The 19,507-nt window shown below is 71.2% G+C and carries 18 protein-coding genes; 9 read left to right on the top strand and 9 right to left on the bottom strand.

What is annotated here, in order from left to right:
• The first annotated feature begins 41 nt into the window (after positions 1-41).
• The 7 genes from AB0I81_RS24430 (at position 42) to AB0I81_RS24460 (ending at position 7,072) form a co-directional block, all read left to right on the top strand.
• Positions 42-2,492 carry a discoidin domain-containing protein gene (locus AB0I81_RS24430; RefSeq protein WP_360660356.1) on the top strand — a complete coding sequence of 817 codons (2,451 nt, stop codon included), beginning with the start codon at positions 42-44 and terminating at the stop codon, positions 2,490-2,492.
• 64 nt (positions 2,493-2,556) lie between these two features.
• The gene (locus AB0I81_RS24435) at positions 2,557-2,988 is read left to right on the top strand and encodes a hypothetical protein (RefSeq protein WP_360660359.1); all 432 of its coding nucleotides are present in this window, start codon (positions 2,557-2,559) and stop codon (positions 2,986-2,988) included.
• 147 nt (positions 2,989-3,135) lie between these two features.
• Positions 3,136-4,077, top strand: a complete 942-nt coding sequence (locus AB0I81_RS24440) for an ABC transporter substrate-binding protein (RefSeq protein ID WP_360660361.1) — start codon at positions 3,136-3,138, stop codon at positions 4,075-4,077.
• Complete coding sequence (locus AB0I81_RS24445) at positions 4,074-4,502, top strand: hypothetical protein (RefSeq protein WP_360660364.1); 429 nt, start codon at positions 4,074-4,076, stop codon at positions 4,500-4,502. Before AB0I81_RS24440 ends, AB0I81_RS24445 begins: the two co-directional genes overlap by 4 nt.
• A 1-nt stretch (position 4,503) precedes the next feature.
• A complete protein-coding gene (locus AB0I81_RS24450) occupies positions 4,504-4,836 on the top strand; it encodes an ABC transporter permease subunit (protein ID WP_360660366.1) in 333 nt (110 codons plus the stop codon).
• The gene (locus AB0I81_RS24455; RefSeq protein ID WP_360660369.1) at positions 4,833-5,609 is read left to right on the top strand and encodes an ABC transporter permease subunit; all 777 of its coding nucleotides are present in this window, start codon (positions 4,833-4,835) and stop codon (positions 5,607-5,609) included. The genes AB0I81_RS24450 and AB0I81_RS24455 overlap by 4 nt, the downstream gene beginning before the upstream one ends.
• A 14-nt stretch (positions 5,610-5,623) precedes the next feature.
• Positions 5,624-7,072, top strand: a complete 1,449-nt coding sequence (locus AB0I81_RS24460; RefSeq protein WP_360660372.1) for a dihydroorotase family protein — start codon at positions 5,624-5,626, stop codon at positions 7,070-7,072.
• 2 nt (positions 7,073-7,074) lie between these two features.
• Here AB0I81_RS24460 and AB0I81_RS24465 read toward each other — a convergent pair whose 3' ends face one another.
• From AB0I81_RS24465 to AB0I81_RS24475, 3 genes are read right to left on the bottom strand one after another with little or no spacing between them, the layout of a single operon-like run.
• Positions 7,075-8,457, bottom strand: coding sequence for an MmgE/PrpD family protein (locus AB0I81_RS24465; protein ID WP_360660374.1), 1,383 nt, complete (start codon positions 8,455-8,457; stop codon positions 7,075-7,077).
• On the bottom strand, positions 8,454-9,260 hold the full coding sequence (locus tag AB0I81_RS24470) for a cyclase family protein (protein WP_360660377.1): 807 nt from the start codon (positions 9,258-9,260) through the stop codon (positions 8,454-8,456). The genes AB0I81_RS24465 and AB0I81_RS24470 overlap by 4 nt, the downstream gene beginning before the upstream one ends.
• A 25-nt stretch (positions 9,261-9,285) precedes the next feature.
• Positions 9,286-9,957, bottom strand: a complete 672-nt coding sequence (locus tag AB0I81_RS24475) for a haloacid dehalogenase type II (RefSeq protein ID WP_360660380.1) — start codon at positions 9,955-9,957, stop codon at positions 9,286-9,288.
• A gap of 78 nt (positions 9,958-10,035) precedes the next feature.
• Here AB0I81_RS24475 and AB0I81_RS24480 point away from each other — a divergent pair, with 78 nt between their 5' ends.
• Positions 10,036-10,584: a CGNR zinc finger domain-containing protein gene (locus tag AB0I81_RS24480; protein WP_360660383.1), complete on the top strand. Its 549-nt coding sequence runs from the start codon at positions 10,036-10,038 to the stop codon at positions 10,582-10,584.
• Positions 10,585-10,745: 161 nt separating this feature from the next.
• Here the strand turns inward: AB0I81_RS24480 and AB0I81_RS24485 are convergent, their stop codons facing one another.
• Positions 10,746-11,162 carry a hypothetical protein gene (locus AB0I81_RS24485; protein ID WP_360660386.1) on the bottom strand — a complete coding sequence of 139 codons (417 nt, stop codon included), beginning with the start codon at positions 11,160-11,162 and terminating at the stop codon, positions 10,746-10,748.
• Positions 11,163-11,386: 224 nt separating this feature from the next.
• Between AB0I81_RS24485 and AB0I81_RS24490 the strand changes: the two genes are divergently transcribed.
• Positions 11,387-13,210: a carbohydrate-binding module family 20 domain-containing protein gene (locus AB0I81_RS24490; protein WP_360660389.1), complete on the top strand. Its 1,824-nt coding sequence runs from the start codon at positions 11,387-11,389 to the stop codon at positions 13,208-13,210.
• A gap of 113 nt (positions 13,211-13,323) precedes the next feature.
• Here AB0I81_RS24490 and AB0I81_RS24495 read toward each other — a convergent pair whose 3' ends face one another.
• From AB0I81_RS24495 to AB0I81_RS24515, 5 genes are all read right to left on the bottom strand, one after another.
• A complete protein-coding gene (locus tag AB0I81_RS24495; RefSeq protein ID WP_360660391.1) occupies positions 13,324-14,259 on the bottom strand; it encodes an RNA polymerase sigma-70 factor in 936 nt (311 codons plus the stop codon).
• Positions 14,260-14,306: 47 nt separating this feature from the next.
• Positions 14,307-14,783: a carboxymuconolactone decarboxylase family protein gene (locus AB0I81_RS24500; RefSeq protein WP_360660393.1), complete on the bottom strand. Its 477-nt coding sequence runs from the start codon at positions 14,781-14,783 to the stop codon at positions 14,307-14,309.
• Between the two features lie 118 nt (positions 14,784-14,901).
• On the bottom strand, positions 14,902-15,696 hold the full coding sequence (locus AB0I81_RS24505; RefSeq protein WP_360660396.1) for an alpha/beta fold hydrolase: 795 nt from the start codon (positions 15,694-15,696) through the stop codon (positions 14,902-14,904).
• 36 nt (positions 15,697-15,732) lie between these two features.
• Positions 15,733-16,296 (bottom strand): dihydrofolate reductase family protein, encoded by a 564-nt coding sequence (locus AB0I81_RS24510; protein ID WP_360660399.1) that lies wholly within the window; start codon positions 16,294-16,296, stop codon positions 15,733-15,735.
• Between the two features lie 144 nt (positions 16,297-16,440).
• Positions 16,441-19,470 carry an AAA family ATPase gene (locus AB0I81_RS24515; protein ID WP_360660401.1) on the bottom strand — a complete coding sequence of 1,010 codons (3,030 nt, stop codon included), beginning with the start codon at positions 19,468-19,470 and terminating at the stop codon, positions 16,441-16,443.
• Positions 19,471-19,507 lie beyond the last annotated feature (37 nt).

The raw sequence follows: 19,507 nt of genomic DNA on the forward strand, positions 1-19,507 counted from the left end.
GGCCGCACCATCGCAACTGTCAAAAGTTGGAGGAGGTCCACATGAACCGTCGACTGCGAGCCGCCGTCCTCACGGCCGCCCTCACCGCCACGACCCTCGCCGTCGTCGCGCAACCGGCCGCCGCCGCCCTCGACGCGGGCGACTTCCTCAAGGTCAGCGGCTCGGTGCTGAAGAACGACTCCGGTACGGGCGCCACGGTCAACCTGCGCGGCACCAACCTCGGCGGCTGGCTCACCCAGGAGGACTGGATGTCGCCCCTCGGGGAGTTCGCGCTCGACCGTACCGGCTGGACGGCCACCGCCTCCGCGGGCAGTGCCGCACTGGCGCTGGACGGCGACGACACCACCCGCTGGACCACGAACGCCCCGCAGAACGGCACCGAATGGCTGCGCGTGGACCTGGGCGCCGTGTCGCGCTTCAACCGGGTCACCGTCAACCACACCGCCTTCGCCGCCGGCGACTACCCCCGCGGCCTCCTGGTCGAGGTCTCCACCAACGGCACCACCTGGAGCGGCGTCCACACCGGGGCGGGCAGCGGCACGAACACGGTCACCACCGCCACCTTCACCCCGGTCACCGCCCGCCACGTGCGCGTCAAGCAGACCGGCAGCGCGGGGGACTGGTGGTCGGTCGGCGAGTTCAACGTCTTCAACGACGCCGCCTCCTTCAACCGCACCCAGTGGACGGTCTCCGCCTCGCAGGGCGTGGACGTCCCCCTCATGCTGGACGGGGACGTCACGACCCGCTGGAAGAGCGGCGCCGACCAGGTGCCCGGCATGTGGGTGCAGCTCGACCTGGGCGCGCGGATGACGATCAACAACGTCACGCTCGACACGGCCAAGAACGCCGCCTCCGAGGGCGACTACCCGCGCGGCCACACCGTCGAGTTATCCGACAACGGCTCGGCCTGGACGCAGGTCGCCGCCGGCGTGGGCACGGTCAAGGCCACCAACATCAGCTTCCCCGCCGCGCGCGGCCGGTACGTACGCGTCAACCAGACCGGCACCGGCGACAAGTGGTGGTCGATCGGCGAGTTGTCGGTCGCGCTCAACGACGACGACTACGGCCTGCAGCTCACCCTCGGCCAGCGTTTCGGCGCGGCCGGCGCCCAGGCGATCCGCGACGCCCATGAGGACACCTGGATCACCGAGGCCGACCTCGACAACCTCGCCGCGATGGGCCTGAACTTCGTGCGCCTGCCGATCGGCTGGACCACGCTGCTCAACACCGACGGCAGCTGGAAGGCCGACCCCTGGAGCAAGATCGACTGGGTGGTGCAGGAGCTCGCGGAGCGCGACATGTACACGCTGCTCGACCTGCACACCGTTCCCGGCGGCGGCTGCCCGTGGGCCAGTTGCGGCCGGATCGGTCCCAATCCCAACGGGTTCTGGGGGAGTGCGACGTACCAGGACTGGGTGCAGGACATCTGGGAGGCGATCGCCGCCCGCTACGAGGGTGAGCCGGCGGTGGCGGGCTATGACCTGATCAACGAGCCGCTGCTGGACTTCAACGAGGACGCCGACGACGTCAACGCCAAGAGCGCCTACTACGACCGGCTCTACGACGCCGTACGCGCCATCGACCCCGACCACGTCATCCTCATGGGCGCGTTCTTCGGCTACAGCGCCATCACCCCGCCCGCCACCCACGGCTGGACCAACGTCGCCTACGAGCTGCACCCCTACGACATGCCGAACGCCACGAACTGGACCGCCCAGAACCAGCTCGTCACCAACCATCTCAACGGCCTGCCCGGCCTGCTGGCCAGCCCCGGCGTGCCGGTCCTGTTCGGCGAGTACTCCCTCTACTACTACGACGACGTCTGGGCGCGCTGGATGGCCGGGATCAACGCCCAGCAGCAGTCCTGGTCCAGCTGGACCTACAAGACCAGGGGCACCGACGCCGACGGTCAGGGCTACTGGGGCTACTACTACAACCGCCCGGCCCCGCTCCCGGTGATCAACAGCGACGGTTCCGCCACGTTCGTGACCAAGCTCCAGCGCTTCGCGACCGGCACCTTCACCCAGAACGAGCGCCTGGTGGCCACCGTCGCCAAATACGCCGGCGGCCTGTCCACGTTCAGTCCCGTCTCTATCAGCAGGACCGGCTGGACCGCCACCGCGTCCTCGACCGGCGGCAGCGGCACGCCGCAGGGCGGCATCGACGGCAACCCCGCGACCAAGTGGAACACCGGCGCGGACCAGGTGCCCGGCCAGTGGTACCGGATCGACCTGGGCGCCGTGCGCACGATCGCCATGGTGACGGTGCAGACCCCGGCAGCCTCGGCGGCGACCGACTACCCCGCCGGCTACCGGCTGGAGTTCTCCACCGACGGCAGCACCTGGACCACGGTGGGGACCGGGATCGGGTTCGGCTGGAAACGCCCGATCTCCGTCACCCCGCAGAGCGCCCGGTACGTCCGCATCACCCAGACCGGGACGTCCACCTACTGGTGGTCGGTCGATGAGGTCACCATGTATTCCTCCTACTGAGTCACATTCGCGGTCGCTGTCCCGTCTTGTGAAGTGTGTCCCGTAAAGCACAGCGAGGTGAATCATGGGAACCTTCTCCGGCTCTTGGCGGATCGCCATGGACGCCACCGAGGCGACACTCTCGATGGACACCTGGCTCGGCCCGCGCCCGCTGTACGACGTGCCCGAGATCACCGGCTCCTTCTACCTGCGCCCGAGCGGGGGACTGGCGGGGTTCGCCCTGCTGATCCCGCTGCCCTCGCGGGCGCTCAGATGGGACGCGGCCGACCTGGACAGGGGCGGCCGGTCGCGGATCCGGCTCGGCGAGCGGGAGATCGGCGCCGCCGTGTCCGTCCTGTGCGCGCAGGTGCCGGGGGAGCGCCCCTACTACAAGGTCGTCCTGGAGACGGCGTTCTCCTCCTGGCGGCTGGGGCTGCCGGGAGTGCCGCGCCTCCGGCCCCGGCGGATCGCGCTCACGTTGTTCAGCGAGATCTACATTGTAAAGGCGCCGGGCTGAAAGCTCTCAACGCCGTTATTGGCACACCCGCAAAACCGCGCCTACGCTAGGGTCCAGCGTTGCCGATCATGCTCTGTCGCACTCCGGTGAAGGGGAAGTGCCATGGGTTCGGGTTCTGGCGCACTCTTATGTCGTACCGCCCTGTTGGTGGTCGCCCTGCTCGTCTCGGGGTGTTCGGGCGCCGGTGAGGAACAGGCCGCCGGCGGGATGAAGACGGACCTGCTCATCGGACAGTATCCGGGCGCCGACTCGGCGCCGCTGTTCATCGCCATGGAGCGCGGTTTCTTCCGGGAGGAGGGGCTCAACGTCAGGCAGGAGCCCATCCAGGCTCCGCAGGCGGTCCTGCCCAAGCTGTCCAACGGGCAGATGGACATCGTCCTGGGCAGTTACGCGACCATCCTCACCATTCAGGAGAAGGGCACCGAGAAGTTCAAGTACCTCGCCGACTCCTACCGGGGCGCGCCCGGGGGGTTCGGGGTCATGGTGGCCAAGGGCTCGCCGATCCGGCAGGTCTCCGACCTGAAGGGCAAGAAGGTCGGCGTCAACATCGTCGGCGGTCTGGGCACGCTGACGATGAGCCCGCATCTGCGGCTCGCCGGGCTCGACCCGGCGCCGGGCAAGGACGTGCGTTACGTCGTGATCCCGACGACGGAGTGGCTGTCCTCGCTGGACAAGGGCAGCGTGGACGCGGTCTGGATGACCGATCCGTACGTCAGCCAGGCCAAGAAGGAGCTCGGCGCGACCATGTTGCTGGACACCATGTCCGGCCCGACCGAGGCGCTGCCGATCACCGGCTGGGCGGCCACGGAGAAGTGGACGCGGGACAATCCGGCGACGCTGGCCGCCTTCCAGCGCGCGATGGCCAAGGCGCAGCAGGTCGCGGCGACGGATCGCGGCGCGGTGACCAGGATCCTGCCGACGTTCACCAAGATCCCGGCCGAGACCGCCGCGACGATCACTCTGGGCGCCTATCCGACGTCGCTGAGCGCGCGGAGCATTCAGCGGGTGGCGGATCTGATGCTGGAGGCCGGTCTGCTGAAGCAGAAGGCGGACGTGAGCGCCATGATCTATTCGGCGCCCGCGGGATGACGGCAGGCCGGGTCAGGTTCGCTCGCGGCGCGGCGGGTGTGGCGGGCTTTCTGCTCCTGTGGCAGGTCGCGGGCGGTTCCGGTCTGGTCGGGTGGATGCCCTCGGCGGGGGAGACCCTGGGCAGGGCGTTCTCGCTGGCCGTGGATCCGGAGTTCCTGGCGGATCTGGGCGGCACGCTGAGCGCGGCGGCCATCGGGTTGCCGCTGGCGGTCCTGGTCGCCGTGCCGGTCGGGCTGCTGCTGGGGACCGTGCCGGTGGTGGAGGAGATGACGCGGGTGTTCGTGGAGTTCCTGCGGCCCATCCCGTCGGTGGCGTTGATCCCGCTGGCGTTGTTCTTCGTCCAGCCGGAGCTCAACGCCAAGGTGGCGCTGATCGTGTTCGCCGCGTCGTGGCCGATCCTGATCAACACGGTGTACGGGGTGTGAGGTGGATCCGCTGGCCAAGGAGACGTTGCGGTCGTTCGGGTTCGGCGCGGGATCGGTGTTGTGGCGGGTCTCGTTGCCGAGCGCGGCGCCGTTCATCGCGACGGGTGTCCGGCTGGCGGCCTCGATCGCGTTGATCCTGGCGATCAGCGTGGAGTACATCGTGGGTGGTTCCGTGGGCATCGGCGGGTTCCTGATCGAGGCGAGCACCGGGATCGGCATGGACGCGATGATCGATGTCATCGCGGTGCTGATCTGGTCGGGGGTGGTCGGGCTGGTGGTGAACGCGGTGCTGGCGCGGGCCGAGCGGCGGTTGTTCCGGTGGCGGCGGGCATGATCCGGGTGCTCGTCACGCGGTTGTGGCTGGTTCCCGTCGTGTTCGCCGGGTGGCAGGCGCTGGCGGTGGTGCTGGCGACGCCGTATCTGCCGGCGCCGACGGTGATCGCGCGGCAGATGTATGAGATGTGGTTCTCCGGGCCGTATGTCCTCACCGAGGAGGCGGTCGGCCATTTCGGGCCCAGCCTGGTCAGGGTGGTGGGGGCGTGGGCCGTGGCGGTGGTCGCCGGGGTGGGTCTCGGGGTCGCGATCGGGCGGACGGCATGGCTGGCGGACTGCGTGGGACCGTTGATCGAGTTCGGCCGGGCGGTGCCGCCTCCGGTGATGTTGCCGGTGTTCCTCGTGCTCTTCCCGATCGGGCCGCAGGTGCAGGTCGCGACGATCGTGTTCGGGATCGTGTGGCCGATCCTGCTCAACTCGATCGACGGCGCGCGCCATGTGGACGTGCTGAAGATGGAGACGGCGAGGGTGTTCGGCGTGCCCGCCGGGGTGCGCCTGTTCCGCGTCATCCTGCCCGCGGCCGCGCCGAAGATCTTCGCGGGCCTGCGCCTGAGCGTGTCGCTGGCGTTGATCCTGATGGTGATCTCCGAGCTGAAGGCCAGCACCGAGGGGATCGGTTATCTCCTCAACCTGGCCAGCGGCAACGCCGACATGCCGGCCGTCTGGGCCGGGGTGCTGCTGCTCGGCGTGCTGGGTTTCGCGTTCAACTCCCTGTTCCTCATGGTGGAGCGGCGGGTGCTGGCCTGGCACCGTGACGCGCACCGCCCGGCTTAGGAGAGACGGTTCCCATGGCCGATCTGCTGCTGAAGAACGTGAAGGTCGTGACGCACGACCGTGACGATCCCGCCGAGGCCGACGTCGCGGTCGCGGACGGACGCATCGTGGCGGTGGCTCCCGGGTTGACGGGCGCCGCAGAGGTGATCGACGGGGGTGGCCGGCTGGTCTTTCCCGGGGTGGTGGACGCCCATCAGCACTGGGGGATCTACAATCCGCTGTCCGAGGACGCCGGGTCGGAGAGCCGGGCGTGTGCTCAGGGGGGTGTGACGACCGCGCTGACGTACATGCGGACCGGGCAGTACTACCTGGGCAGGGGCGGCCCGTACGCCGAGTTCTTCCCCGAGGTGCTGGCGCGGGCGGAGGGCAGGGCGTACGTGGACTACGGGTTCCATCTGGCGCCCATGTCGCGGCAGCACATCGGTGAGCTGGGCGAGCTGGTCGAGCGGTTCGGGGTGGCGTCGTTCAAGATCTTCATGTTCTACGGCGGGCACGGGCTGCACGGGCGCTCGGACGACCAGCGGGCGTTTCTCATGTTGCCGGAGGGCGAGCGGTACGACTACGCGCATTTCGAGTTCGTGATGCGCGGCGTGCAGGCGGTCAGGGAGCGGCTGGCGGGGTTGGCGGAGGAGATCTCGTTGTCGTTGCACTGCGAGACGGCCGAGATCATGAACGCCTACAGCCGGCTGGTGGAGGAGGCGGGGGAGTTGGGCGGGCTGGCGGCCTACAGCGCGTCCCGGCCGCCGCACTCGGAAGGGCTGGCGGTGTTCGTGGCCGCGTACCTGGCGCACGAGACGGGGCTGGCCAACGTCAACCTGCTGCATCTGTCGTCGGAGAAGGCGATGGACGCGGCGGTGCGGATGGCGGCGACGTTCCCGCACATCGACTTCCGGCGTGAGGTCACGATCGGGCACCTGCTGGCCGACGTGGACACGGCCGACGGGGTGGGCGGCAAGGTGAATCCGCCGATCAGGCCGCGTTCTGACGTGGAGGCGTTGTGGCGGCACGTGCTGGACGGGACCGTGGACTGGGTGGTCAGCGACCACGCCTGCTGCCGGGAGGAGCTGAAGTTCGGGGTGCCGCGCGAGGACGTGTTCCTGGCCAAGGCGGGGTTCGGCGGCGCGGAGTACCTGCTGCCGGGGCTGATCACCGAGGGGCGCCGCCGTGGGCTGCCGTACGGCCGGATCGCGGCGCTGACGTCGTGGAACCCGGCGCGGCGGTTCGGGTTGCGCGGGAAGGGCACGATCGCGCCCGGGTACGACGCTGACCTGTGCCTGGTCGAGCCGGGGCACGCCTGGACGGTGCGGGCGCGGGACTCGGAGTCGGCGCAGGAGTACACGCCGTTCGAGGGGTTCGAGCTGACGGCCAAGGTGAGCGACACCTTCGTGCGCGGTCATCGGGTACTGGAAGGGGGCAAGGTCGTCGGGCGTCCCGTGGGGCGGTATGTGCGGCGGCCCGGCTGAGGTCAGACGGCGGTCAGGCGCAGCAGCGAGGGCGCGTCGAGGTCCGCGGTGAGCAGGGCGTCCACCTGGTGCGGAGGTAGGGCCCGGCCGGCGTTGGAGCGGAACTTGACCGCCAGTTCCTCGCGCGTCAGCGGGTGTTGCGGGCCGCCGCGCGAGGAGTCGACGCGGTGTTCGAGCGTCGTGCCGTCGCGCAGCCTGACCCGCAGGACCGCCGCGAACGCGTTCGGGAAGATCTCCGAGGCCCGCTCGTCGGCCACGCACCGCACGAGCGGGGCCAGCTTGAGCGCGCCGGGGGACAGGGTGGTGAAGTCGTCCAGCGCCAGCCCGAGCCCGCCGCCGCCGTGGAGGGCCGCCGCCACCGTGTACGGGCCGGAGAACTTCGCGTGGTACGGCGAGCTGGGCGCGATCTTGTCCTGCCGGGGTTCGGCGATCGTGCGCAGCACCGGCTCGGCCACGCCGAGTTCGACGCCTGCCACGTCGGCGGGGTCGAGGCCGCCGGCGCGGAGGGCGAGGGCGCAGTCGATGGCCGGGTGGGTGAAGTGGTTCGTCGGATACGGCTTGTAGACCGTGCGCAGGAGCTCCCATCGGCCGCCCAGGTCCGACAGCAGCGCGGCGGCGTCGTACCGGCCGTCGAGCCAGGCTTCGAAGAATCCGAAGCGGCCCTCCAGCACCGTCGGCGGGCCGGTGACCCCCTCCAGCGCGAGCACGGCGGCCGAGACGCCGCTGTGGGCGGCCCAGCCGCAGTGCACGCGTTTGACGGTGCCGCCGGTGCGGTTGGCCTCCAGCAGGCCGGCGCCCATGCTGGCCGCGATCCCGGCCGCGTGCGCGATGCCGGGCGCGGGCAGGCCGTACAGCAGGGCGGCGGCGACGGCGGCGCCGAGCGTGCCGCAGATGGACGTCGCGTGCTGGCCCTTGCCGAAGAAACGCGAGTTGCGCTCCTGCGGCAGGTAGGAGGCCATGCCCAGGCGGTTGCACACCTCGATGCCGGCCGCGATGGCCGCTCCGAGTGCTGCTCCGTTCGCGCCGGTGGCCTCGGCGGCGGCCAGCGCGGCGGGTACCACGGGGGCGCTCGGGTGCAGCACCGAGGGCAGGTGCGTGTCGTCGTAGTCGAGCGCGTGCGCCAGCGTGCCGTTGACCAGCGCCGCCGACGGCGCGGGGAGCCGCAGGCCGCTGCCGATCGTGCCGGCCTCCGGGTTGCCGCCCCAGCGTCGCGCGGCCCGCAGCGCGGCGGGGGCCGCGTCGCCGTCCGGCTCCGCGTAGGCGGCCAGGCTGTTGCCCAGGACGTCGAGCACGCGTGCGGTCACGTCGTCGCGCACCCGGCCGGGCACGCCGTCGTCGCGGCAGGCGGTGGCGAATTCGGCGAGCCGGTGGACGAAGGTGGTCATGGCCCCTCACCGGGGAGGATGGCGAGCGGGCGGACCGGGGCGCCGGTGGCGCCGACGATCGGCAGCGGGTTGAGCACCAGCAGGAACTCGCGCGCCCCCGAGTCGAGCAGTTCGGCCAGCCGCATGGTCTCCACGATGTTGATTCCCGACTCCACCAGCAGGACGCGGTGCACGGGCAGCGTGGCGTGGCCGCGGCCGGGCGCGATGTGCTCGAAGGCGATGCTCTCGCCGCCGACCAGGCGGGGCCGGTGGCCGGCCAGCCACCGCGCCGCCTCCGCTCCCGGCCCGGGTACGCCCGTTCGCAGCCCGGTGAACTCCTCGGGCGAGGACCACAGGCGTGACCAGCCGGTGCCGACGAGCACCGCGTCGCCGGGGCGGAGCTCCAGGCCGGTGGCCGCCCGCGACAGGTCGGCGGGGGTGATCTCGTAGCCGGGCGGCAGGGTGTGCACGCCGTGTACGGCGGTCACGTCGAGCAGGACGCAGCGGCCCACGTACGGCTCGAACTCCTCGATGCCGAGTGAGCCGAACCCGTGCTGCGACATCGCCTCGCCGGCCGGCAGGCCGCCGTGCAGGAGCCCGTCCTGTGAGACGTGCGCGAGGGCGTCCACGTGCGTGCCGACGTGCCCGCCGGTGACGATGAGCTCGTTGGCCGCGGAGCCGCCGTCTGGCCTGACCAGGTCGCCGTGGCGGCGTTCGAGGGTCATCCGGAACGGTGGATGGTTGGGGGATTGCGGCATGCCGGTGCGCATCGGCTGTGCCAGGTCCAGGACGCGCGCCCCTTCCAGGGCCTGCCATGGGTGCATCGCGGGTGACTCCTGTCCGTCTTGATCAACCTATGCGCAGGACGTCGCCGAGCAAATCCTCCAGTCCGTCGAACTGCCCGTCGAAGGCGTCGGAGGCGGCCGGCGGATCTCCGGCAGGGCGGCGTACGTAGGCGGTCCGCATGCCGCTCGCCTGGGCCGCGCGCAGGTCCCAGGCGTGGGCGGCGACCATGAGCACGCGTTCCGGCGGGCATCCGGCGGTGTCGATGGCGAGCCGGTAGAGCTCCGGCGCGGGTTTGTAGGCCGAGACCTCCTCGCCGGACAGGGCCTGGTGCCAGCGCAGCCCGGCGTGGGCGTTGAGGCGCAGCAGGGTCGTGCGGCCGGCGTTGGAGAGGCCGAGGACGGGGAGGTGCCGCGCGAGCCGATCAAGGGCGTCGGCGGAGTCGTGCCAGGCGGGCAGGCGCTGTTCCGCCGTGGCGAGGTGGGCGATGGCGGCGGGATCGGTGAGCCCGGCGTGGTCGGCGATCCGTTGGGCGGCCTCCGCGTCGATGATCTCGCTCCGGGCGTAGGCGCGGGCTCCTTGTGCGATGCGTAGTTGCTCGTGTTCGACGTGCCGCTGCCATAGGGAGAGGAGTTCGTCGAGGTCGGCGCCGGGCAGTGCGTCGCCGATCGCCGTCCGGAGCCCGCCGGGCTCGTCGACCATGGTTCCCAGAACGTCGAAGACGACGGCCTCGATCATGTTTCCCCCTTGTTTTGCGTTACCGGTTGAACAGGTGACGAGCTTGCCCCGGATCGCGTCACCGGTCAAGATGGTGACGTGGAGTTCGTGTTCGTGAGTGGCAACCCGGCCCTCGACCTGGCCGCCACCGTGGGGTCTCGCCGTGATGAGCCCATCGACCTGCTGGCCGCACCCGCGGACCTTGAGCGGTGGGTGGCCGAATGTGCCGGGCTGCCGGACCGGGTGAGCGCCGACCTCGTGACCTTCGAGGCCGCGCTGTCGTTGCGGGAGGCGGTGTACCGGCTCGCGCTCGACCGGGTGCTCGATCGGCCCTTCGACCCGGGCAGCCTCGGGATCGTCAACGCCGCGGCGGCCGGGCCGGTGCCCGCGATCAGCCTCGGCGGGGCGGGGGTGGTGCACGTGTCGGGGGACCTGCGCGCGGCGCTGTCGCAGGTGGCCAGGGGCGCCATCGCCGTGCTCGCCGATCCCGGGGCCTGCTTCAAGGAGTGCGGTCGCGCCGGCTGCACCCGCATCTACCTCGACCGCTCGCGCGGCGCCCGGCGCGCCTGGTGCGGGATGGACGAGTGCGGCAACCGCGTCAAGGCGGCGGCCTATCGCGCCCGCAAACGGGCCCCGGTCAGGCCATAACGGCGGCTTGTCGCGCGGGCAAGCCTCGGTCGGGTCGTGGCGGCGACTTATGGCGCGCGCGGACGGGCCCTGGTCGGGTCATGACGGCGGCTTGTCGCGCGCTCAGGCGAGCTCCGGTCAGGTCATGACGGCGGCTTGTCGCGCGCTCAGGCGAGCTCCGGTCAGGTCATGACGGCCTTGGTCTGTGACGCCGCGGCTGCCTTGCGGGCCCGTTCGGCGGCCCAGCGCTGCCAGGCCGCGCGCTCGCGGTGGTGGGCGGCCCTGCCCCCGCCGTGCTCGGCCATCGTCTCGTGCAGGTCGGCGACCCGGTCGTGCGCGTGCGCCGTACGCAGGTAGGCGCGGGCCAGCCGCTCGGCCGCCTGCCGCGCGTCGTACACGGGGTGACCGTCGTCCGCCGGAGCCGCCGCGGGCGTGCCGAGCGCGAGTTCATACAGGCGGTTGCGGACCTCCTGGGCCAGCGCGGCGGCGCGCGCGGCGTCCTGCCTGGCCATGCCCGCCCGTTCGGCGGGATCATGCCCGGTCACCCGTACGGCCGAAGCCGGGCAGGTGCTCTCCCCGTGCTCCCGTAACTCGACCACGCGGCGATGATACGGGCGCGGATCCCGGGGCGCCACACACATCGCGCTCGTGTCCGCCCCTGCGCGGACTTCTGCAAGAACTTCCAGAGTTAATGAGAGGTTTCAGAAAGCTTGCTCAGCCCTCTTGAAAAGTTTGCGGGCATCGCACATCGTTCAGCTACACGGACGGCCGTCCTCGCACCACCCGAAGCGCGTACCCGTCACTGGAAGCAGGTCCACCCCCCATGGCACGAGTGACATCCCGCCTGCGCGTCAGGCTCCATCGGGTCCTTCTCACCGCCGCGGTCGCCATCGCGGGGATCGCCCCCCTCACCGGCGCCGCCAGCGCGACTCCCGCACAAGCCGCCGTCCCGCTGAACGACAGCGAGGTGACGGCGAACCTGTGGGAGTGGAACTGGAGGTCCGTCTCGGCCGCGTGCACCGGCCACCTCGGCCCGGCGGGCTTCGGCGCGGTCCAGGTCGCGCCGCCGCAGGAATCGGTCAGCCTTCCCAACAGCGGCGACGGCGTACACCCGTGGTATGAGGTGTACCAGCCGGTCTCCTACAAGCTCGAATCCCGGTTCGGCACCCGGGCCCAGTTCGCCTCGATGGTGACGGCCTGCCACAACGCGGGCGTACGCGTCTACGTGGATGCGGTCGTCAACCACATGGCGGGCACGAACAATCCCGCCGGCACGACCGGCTACGCGGGCACCTCCTTCACCGGATACGGCTACCCGGCCGTCCCCTACGCCTACGGCGACTTCCACCACCCCGGCGACAACTGCCCGACCGGCGGCGCGATCGGCGACTGGAACAACGAGGCCCAGGTGACCAGCTGCGAACTGCTGTCGCTGTCGGACCTTTACACCGAGAAGGAGGAGGTCCGCAACAAGGTCGCGGCCTACCTGAACGACCTCATCGGGCTCGGCGTGGACGGGTTCCGCGTGGACGCCGTCAAACACATCAAGAAGAACGACTTCGCCGCGATCCTCGCCAAACTGAACAACACGGTCGCCGAGGGCAGACGCCCGTACGTCGCCCAGGAGATCTTCGACGGCGCCAGCAACGACGCCCTCAAGGCGCGCGCGTTCATCGGCAACGGCGACGTCCTGGACTTCGCCTACGCCAAGGGCGTCAAGTCCGCCTTCCAGGGCTCGATCTCCGACCTCGCCGGCATCCCGAACTGGAACCTCGACGCCCCGGGCGCGAACGTCTTCGCCATGGTGACCAACCACGACCTCGAACGCGACGGCGTCACCCTGTCCTGGCGCAACGGCACCGACTACACGCTGGCCAACTACTTCGTCCTGGCCTACCCGCACGGCAAGCCGTCGGTCTACGACAGCTTCACCTACGACAACCGCAACCAGTCCCCGCCCTCCAACGGCAGCGGATACGTCACCGACACCACCTGCGGCGCCGCCTGGAACTGCCTCAGCCAGTCCGCCGGCATCAAGGGCATGGTCGGCTGGGCCAACGCCGCCAAGGCCGTGAAGTCCGTCTCCGACTTCAAGACCGTGAACGGGGGCGTCATCGCCTTCCGCAGGGGTGACCGCGCCTGGATCGGCATCAACGACTCCGGCAGCGCCGCCACCTCGCAGTTCAGCACCGGCCTGGCCGACGGCACGTACTGCGACGTCATCTCCGGCGCCGCCACCGCCGGCCGCTGCACCGGTACGGCGGTCACCGTGTCCGGCGGGCAGGCCACCGTCACCATCCCCGCGGGCAACGCGGTCGCCCTCCACGTCAACGCCAAGGGGAGCGGCTCCACCGCCACGATCGCCACCTCCTTCAACGCCAACGTCACCACCTGGTGGGGGCAGAACGTCTTCGTCGTCGGGAACATCCCCGCCCTCGGCGGCTGGGACCCGGCCAGGGCGATCGCGCTGTCCTCGGCCGACTACCCGATCTGGCGGGCGACGGTGGCCCTGCCGCCCGGCACGGCCGTCGAGTACAAGTACCTGAAGAAGAACCCCGACGGGGCCGTGACCTGGGAATCCGGCTCCAACCGCGCCTTCACCACCCCTTCGACCGGCACCCACACCCGCAACGACACCTGGAAGTGATCACGGCGGGCGGGAGCACGAGGGGCCCGCACCCTCCTCACACTCCCGCCCGCACCCTCCTCATGCGCCCGCTCGCACCCTCCTCACGCTCCCGTCCGGGCCCTCCTCAGACCTCAGATCGCTTCGCCGCCGGATGGGCGGCGGGCCTGGCTCGCCTCGCGGGCCAGCGCCCACGCGTCCGCCACCGGGCCCACGTGCCCGAGTTTGTCGGGGTTGGTCACCGAACGGATCGTCTGGATCCGCCCGTCGAGGATGTCGAGCGCGAAGGTGTTGAGCACCTTGCCGTCCCGGTCACGGAAGATCGCGCCCGGCTGGCCGTTGATCTCGTGCCGATCCACGACGACCCCGATCCGCGTGAGCAGCGGCGCGACCGTGGCGAGCAGCCGCCCCACCTTCTCGGGACCGATGATCTGCTTGGCCACCTGCGGCGCCTTGCCGCCGCCGTCGCCGACCATGCGCACGTCGGCGGCCAGCAGCTCCCGCAGCCCGTCCACGTCGCCTTCCCTGAAGGCGTCGAAGAAGCGCCCGGCGAGCTCCTCGCGCTCCCTGCGATCGGCCTCGAAGCGGGGACGGCCGGCGTCCATGTGGCGGCGCGCCCGTACCGCGAGCTGCCGGCACGCCGACTCCGACCGCCTGACGGCCGAGGCGATCTCCGGGAAGCCGAACCCGAACACCTCCCGCAGCACGAACACCGCGCGTTCCAGCGGGGTCAGCCGCTCAAGCAGCAGCAGCGCCGCCATCGACACCGAGTCGGCCAGCTCCGCCGACCGCTCCGGATCCTCGTAGGGGTCGGACAACAACGGCTCGGGGAACCACGGCCCGACGTACGCCTCCCGCCGGTGCCGGGCCGAGCGCAGGACGTCGATCGAGATCCTGGTGACCACGGCCGACAGGAACGCCTTGGCCGAGGCGGGTTGTGACGGGAAGACCTCGTACCGCAGCCAGGTCTCCTGTACGGCGTCCTCTGCCTCGGTCACGCTGCCGAGGATGCGGTAGGCGATGGAGAACAGCAGCGGCCGCAGATCCTCGAACTCCTCCGCCCGCGTCACTCGCCCTCCTCCCGTGAACCCCGCATGCGCTTCACCATTCTCCATGGTCAGGGCGTCGGCTGGCCGGGCTCGTAGCCGCCGGCGGGCCGGCGGACGATGACGTTCATGCGGTTGGCGGCGTTGATGAGGGCGATGAGGGCCACCAGGGCGGCGAGCTGCTCCTCGTCGTAGTGCTTGGCGGCGTTCGCCCACGCCTCGTCGGTGACTCCGGTGGCGGCGTCGGCGAGGCGGGTGCCCTGCTCGGTCAGCTCAAGGGCGGCCCGCTCGGCCTCGGTGAACACCGTGGCCTCCCGCCAGGCCGCGACCAGATGGAGCCGGACCTGGCTCTCCCCGGCGTACGCCGCCTCTTTGGTGTGCATGTCGGTGCAGGCGGCGCAGCCGTTGATCTGGCTCGCGCGCAGCGACACCAGCTCCCGCGTCGCGCCCGGCAGGGACGAGGCCGCCATCGCCTTGCCCACCGCCATGAGGCGCTTGATGAACGTGGCCCCGAACGAGGTGCCGGGAAGGTTCAGACGGGCTTCCATGATGATCTCCTTGTCGAGTCCCTGTTACACCCCGAGACGAGACAGCCCCGGCGAACTGTGACAAAGGTCTTGGAGACCGTACGGGTCGCCAAGGGGAGGGGGAGGGCCGCCGAGGCGGTCAGGACGCGTCGAGGAACTCGGCCACCATCGAGGCCAGCCATTCCGCGCGGTGCACCAGCGTCACGTGGGTCGTACCGGGAAGAATGGCCAGCCGCGAGGCGGGAAGCCCGGCCTGGTCACCGGCCACCCCGCCGCCGAACAGGCGGAACATCTCCACGGCGTGCTCGGGGCGTACGATGTCGGAATCCCCGATCGCGATCAGCGCCGGGGCGGCGATCGCGCGGACGTCGTCGGCAGTGAAGTCCCGGACACGGCGGTTGAAGTCGCTCACCTTGGCCACGAGCGCGGGGAAATCCTCCGGGCGCGGCGCCAGCCGCAGGTACTCCTCGTGGAACGGCGTCCCGTGCAGGAACTCCGGCCGCAACTCCCCGAAACCGTCCGACAGACCCGGGTGAAGCCCCTCCGCCCGGTACGTGAACGCGGCCAGGACCAGCTTGCGGACCAGGTCGGGCCGCGTCCTCGCCACATGGAAGGCCACGGAGGCGCCGAGGCTGTAGCCGAACAGGTCGGCCCGCTCGACGCCCAGGTGGTCGAGCAGCGCCGCGACGTCGCCGGCGAACGCCTGGTCGGACAGGGGGCGGTCGATGTCGGCCGTGCGTCCGTGACCCTGGAACTCCACGGCGATGACCTGCCGGCCCGCCGCCAGGTGGGGCAGGATCAGGCCGAACGAGGTGCCGATCGCCGAGAAGGTGCCGTGCAGCAGAACCACCGGGTCGCCGGTGCCGTGCACCTCGTAGTACATCCGCATGCCGTTGACGGGGGCGTAACCGGTGCGGGGGGCTGCGGTGCTCATGGGAATGTCTCCTTCGGGGGTGGTGTGGTCGGTGGGTCAGGCGTCGTCGCCGGGCTTGCCGGTGCCCGGCCGGTAGTCGAGGACCACCGCGCCGGAACTGAAGACGTGGGTGGTCGCCAGGCGCCAGGTCGTGGTGTCGACGCCGCTCGGGAACAGGCGCTTGCCGTGCCCCACGACCACCGGGTGGATCCAGAGCCGCAACTCGTCGATGAGGTCCAGCTTGATCAAGGAGGTGATCAGGTCGGCGCTGCCGTAGACGAGCAGCGTGCCGTGCCGCTCCTTGAGCTTGGCGATCTCGGTGGCCAGGTCCCCTTTGACCACGGTGGAGTTGTTCCACTCGGCCTTGTCCAGGGTGGTGGAGACGACGTACTTGGGCATGGTGTTCATCCGGACCGCGCCCTCGCCCTCGGTCTCCTCCATGTACGGCCACGACGCGGCGAATCCCTCGTAGGTGACCCGGCCCAGCAGCAGCGCGTCGCAGCCGAACATCGGCCCCTGCGCGTAGTCGGAGTGCTCGTCGTTCCAGAACGGCGCCGTCCAGGCCGGGTTCTCCATGACGCCGTCGAGGGAGAGGTAGGTCAGTGCGACGATCTTGCCCATTTCGGTCTCCGTCCGTGCGGTTCGTTCTTCGCGATGACACCGATCATGCGGCTGAGGCCCCGGGGGCGGCATCGGGCGAAGCCTTATTTCGGCGGAGCAGAAGTGCTTAGGACGTTCGGGCTTTGAGGACGTTCAGGCATGCGGTCAGGCGTCGGTCAGGCCGAGGCGGTGGGCGGCCACGGCCGCTTCGGCGCGGTTGGTGACGCCGAGCTTGGACAGGATGTTGGAGACGTGCACGCTGGCGGTCTTGGCGCTGATGAACAGGGACCCGGCGATCTGCCGGTTGGTGTGCCCGTCGGCGACCATGGCCAGCACCTCGCGCTCACGCGGCGTCAACCCGAACGGCGCGGTGATCCGTGACGTCGCGGCATCCTCCCCCGCATCCGCCGCCGTGGACACCCCGATGCGTGCCCGGCGGCTGAGCGCCTCGACCTCGGCGAGCACCAGCGGCACGGTACGGGCCAGCGCATGAGCCTTGCGCAGGACGGGCGTGGCATGGTCCCGGGAGATCCCGGCGTTCAGCAGCGCCTCGGTCTGACGCCAGCGGGCGTGCGCGGCGGGCCCGGGAAAGCCGAGCGCCTCCCAGGCATCCGCCGCCTCCGCCCACAACTGCGGGTTGGGGCGACCGGTGACACGCGACCGCTGCGCCTCGGCGGTCAGCACCATGGCGGCGACCGGCGCACTGACCCGCCCGGCAGACGCCGCACGCACCCGTCCGATGAGATCTCCTGCCTGTACGCACGCCGCTTCGTGCGCGGCGTCGTCATGCGCGGCGAGGGCCTGTTCGGCGATCGCCGCCTCAGCCTCCAGCCCTGCCAGGCACGGCCCGATCACATACTCGGGGTCGTCAACCGGGGGTGTGCTTATCGCGGCACGGGCCTCCAGCGGCCTGCCCTGCCAGGTCGCGGCCATGGCCAGCAGGGCCCGTGCCGGCTCGCTGAGCTGCGGGTCGGTGGCCCGTACGGCGGTGTCGGCGTCGGCGCGGGCGCCGTCCAGGTCGCCACGCCAGAACCGCAGCAGGCCGCGCTGGGTGAGCGGCGCGGGCAGTGCGGCCGGGCGCGGCCCGAGGTCGAAGATCTCCTCCAGCAGTCGTTCCGCCTCCTCCCAGCGGCCCAGGCAGACCAGCGCCTCGACGCCGTTGGCCAGCGCCGTCACGCCCACCGACCGCAGGATGCCGGACCGCGCGGCCAGCGCATGACACTCCAGCGCCACGTCGACCGCCTCGGCGCAGCGGCCGTCGCGTACCAGGATGTAGGACAGGTTGTGCAACGCGCGGCAGCGCTGCTCGGCGTCCTCGGCCAGCGCGTACGCCTCACGCAGCCGCGCCTCGCCGGTCGCGACGTCGCCGAGGGCGGCCAGCGCCGTGCCGAGAGTGGCCAGGGCGTGACCCTGCTCGGCCCGGGCACCGACCCTCACGGCGACCGCGATCGCCTCCTCACATCGCTCGGCCGCGGCCGCGTTCCGGCCGCCGATCATGAGAATCTGTCCGTGGGCGGCCAGCACGCGCGCCCGCAGCACCGACGGTTCGGGCCTGATCACGTCCAAGGCCCGAGCCACGGCGGACACGGCGCCTTCGCTGTCCCCATCCAGCCACCGATACCTCGCCAACCGCTCCAGCAGGGCCCCCGGCCCGCCGACCTCCTCCAGGGAGTGCGACGTCGGTTCGCCGACTTCCTCCAGTGCGCGCGACATCGGCCGGTCGGCCTCCTCCAGGGCGTGGGATGTCGGCCCGTCGGCCTCCTCCTGGGCGTGCGGCTCGCCGGTCTCTTGCAGGGCCTGCTCAATCAGCGCGATCGCTTCCCCCGGTGAGCCGGTGATCGCCAGCATGCGGGCGGCCCGTTCCAGCAGAGCCGCCCGGCCGGGCGGACTGCCCGCCGCCGCCCGGGGAGCCTTCGGCCACAGATCGAGCGCGCGCAGATAGTGGCGGCGCGCCTCGTGCGCGGTGCCGGACTCCTCGGCTGCCTGGCCCGCACGGACCGAGGCGGGAAGCGCCTGCTCCAGGTCACCGGCGGCATGCCAATGGTGGGCGAGCAGCCCCGGATCGGCGTCGGTCATCACCGTCAGAGCGCGCGCCCAGGCCGAGTGCAGGGCGCGGCGCCGCCTGGGCAGCAGGTCGCCCTCGATCGCCTCGCGCAGCAGGCCATGCCGAAAGGCGTACCCGTCCTCGCCGTCCACCACGAGCATGTGCCGATCGACGGCTTCCCGCAGCGCCTCCTCCAGGACCACGTCATCCGCCCCGGTGACCCGCGCGAGCGCGTCGTGATCGATCCTGCCCGGCGCCACCGCGGCGGCCTCCAGCACCGCCCGCGTCCGCTCACCGAGCGTCTCGACCCGCGCCAGCAACAGCTCCAGCAACGTACCCGGCAAACTCACACCGCCAGCCCCGCCAGCCTTACCTGCTCCGACCGCTTCACCGGCCCAAGCCGCCACAAGTTCCTCGGCGAAGAATGCGTTGCCCGCGGAGCGTGCCCAGATCAGGTCCAGGAGTTCAGGTGTCGGCTCGTCATCAAGAATCCCCGCCAGCAGCCTGCGCAGATCCCGGCGCTCAAGCCTGCCCAGCTCGACCCGATCGACCCCGCCACCGCGTACCAACTCGGCGAGAAAACCCCGCAGCGGATGGCCGCGCGGCACCTCGTCGTTGCGGTAGGTGAGCACCAGCGCGACCCCGGCCCGCAGGTTACGCGCCAGGAACCCCACCAGATCCCGCGTCGACCGGTCCGCCCAATGAAGGTCCTCGACGACGAACAGCACCGGCCCGTGCTCCGCCATCCGGTGCAGCACTCCCAGGACGAGCTCGTACAGCCGCCCCGGTTCCGGCGCGACCGCCGATGCCTCCCCAAGCCCTGGCAGCAGCCGCGCCAACTCCTCGCGGGCCGGCCCGACGACCCGTTCCCGCTCAGCGGGATCCGGCCACTCCTGCAGCGACCGCAACGCCTCCACCAGCGGTGCGAGCGCGACCTCGGCCGCGACGTCGAGGCACCCGCCGACCAGCGCCCGGACGCCCTCCGCCGCACGTACCAGCTCCCCGACCAGCCGGCTCTTACCGACCCCGGCCTCCCCGGCCACGACGACCACCGACGCCGCACCCGAACGGGCCCGTTCGACGGCCTCCCGCAGCCGGCGCAGTTCAGCCTCCCGGCCGACCAGAACGGGGCAGGTGATCCGCTGCGGCATGGCCGCCATTCTCCCGACCACCCCTGACCCCGACAAG

This window comes from Nonomuraea sp. NPDC050404 (genome assembly GCF_040655495.1).
Lineage (GTDB): Bacteria > Actinomycetota > Actinomycetes > Streptosporangiales > Streptosporangiaceae > Nonomuraea.

Excerpts from the sequence above, each read along its gene's own strand:
- AB0I81_RS24500 (WP_360660393.1), bottom strand. The coding sequence starts at position 14,783 with ATGGAAGCCCGTCTGAACCTTCCCGGCACCTCGTTCGGGGCCACGTTC.
- AB0I81_RS24460 (WP_360660372.1), top strand. The coding sequence starts at position 5,624 with ATGGCCGATCTGCTGCTGAAGAACGTGAAGGTCGTGACGCACGACCGT.
- AB0I81_RS24490 (WP_360660389.1), top strand. The coding sequence starts at position 11,387 with ATGGCACGAGTGACATCCCGCCTGCGCGTCAGGCTCCATCGGGTCCTT.
- AB0I81_RS24475 (WP_360660380.1), bottom strand. The coding sequence starts at position 9,957 with ATGATCGAGGCCGTCGTCTTCGACGTTCTGGGAACCATGGTCGACGAG.
- AB0I81_RS24430 (WP_360660356.1), top strand. The coding sequence starts at position 42 with ATGAACCGTCGACTGCGAGCCGCCGTCCTCACGGCCGCCCTCACCGCC.
- AB0I81_RS24510 (WP_360660399.1), bottom strand. The coding sequence starts at position 16,296 with ATGGGCAAGATCGTCGCACTGACCTACCTCTCCCTCGACGGCGTCATG.
- AB0I81_RS24470 (WP_360660377.1), bottom strand. The coding sequence starts at position 9,260 with ATGCACCCATGGCAGGCCCTGGAAGGGGCGCGCGTCCTGGACCTGGCA.
- AB0I81_RS24515 (WP_360660401.1), bottom strand. The coding sequence starts at position 19,470 with ATGCCGCAGCGGATCACCTGCCCCGTTCTGGTCGGCCGGGAGGCTGAA.
- AB0I81_RS24455 (WP_360660369.1), top strand. The coding sequence starts at position 4,833 with ATGATCCGGGTGCTCGTCACGCGGTTGTGGCTGGTTCCCGTCGTGTTC.
- AB0I81_RS24445 (WP_360660364.1), top strand. The coding sequence starts at position 4,074 with ATGACGGCAGGCCGGGTCAGGTTCGCTCGCGGCGCGGCGGGTGTGGCG.
- AB0I81_RS24465 (WP_360660374.1), bottom strand. The coding sequence starts at position 8,457 with ATGACCACCTTCGTCCACCGGCTCGCCGAATTCGCCACCGCCTGCCGC.
- AB0I81_RS24505 (WP_360660396.1), bottom strand. The coding sequence starts at position 15,696 with ATGAGCACCGCAGCCCCCCGCACCGGTTACGCCCCCGTCAACGGCATG.
- AB0I81_RS24435 (WP_360660359.1), top strand. The coding sequence starts at position 2,557 with ATGGGAACCTTCTCCGGCTCTTGGCGGATCGCCATGGACGCCACCGAG.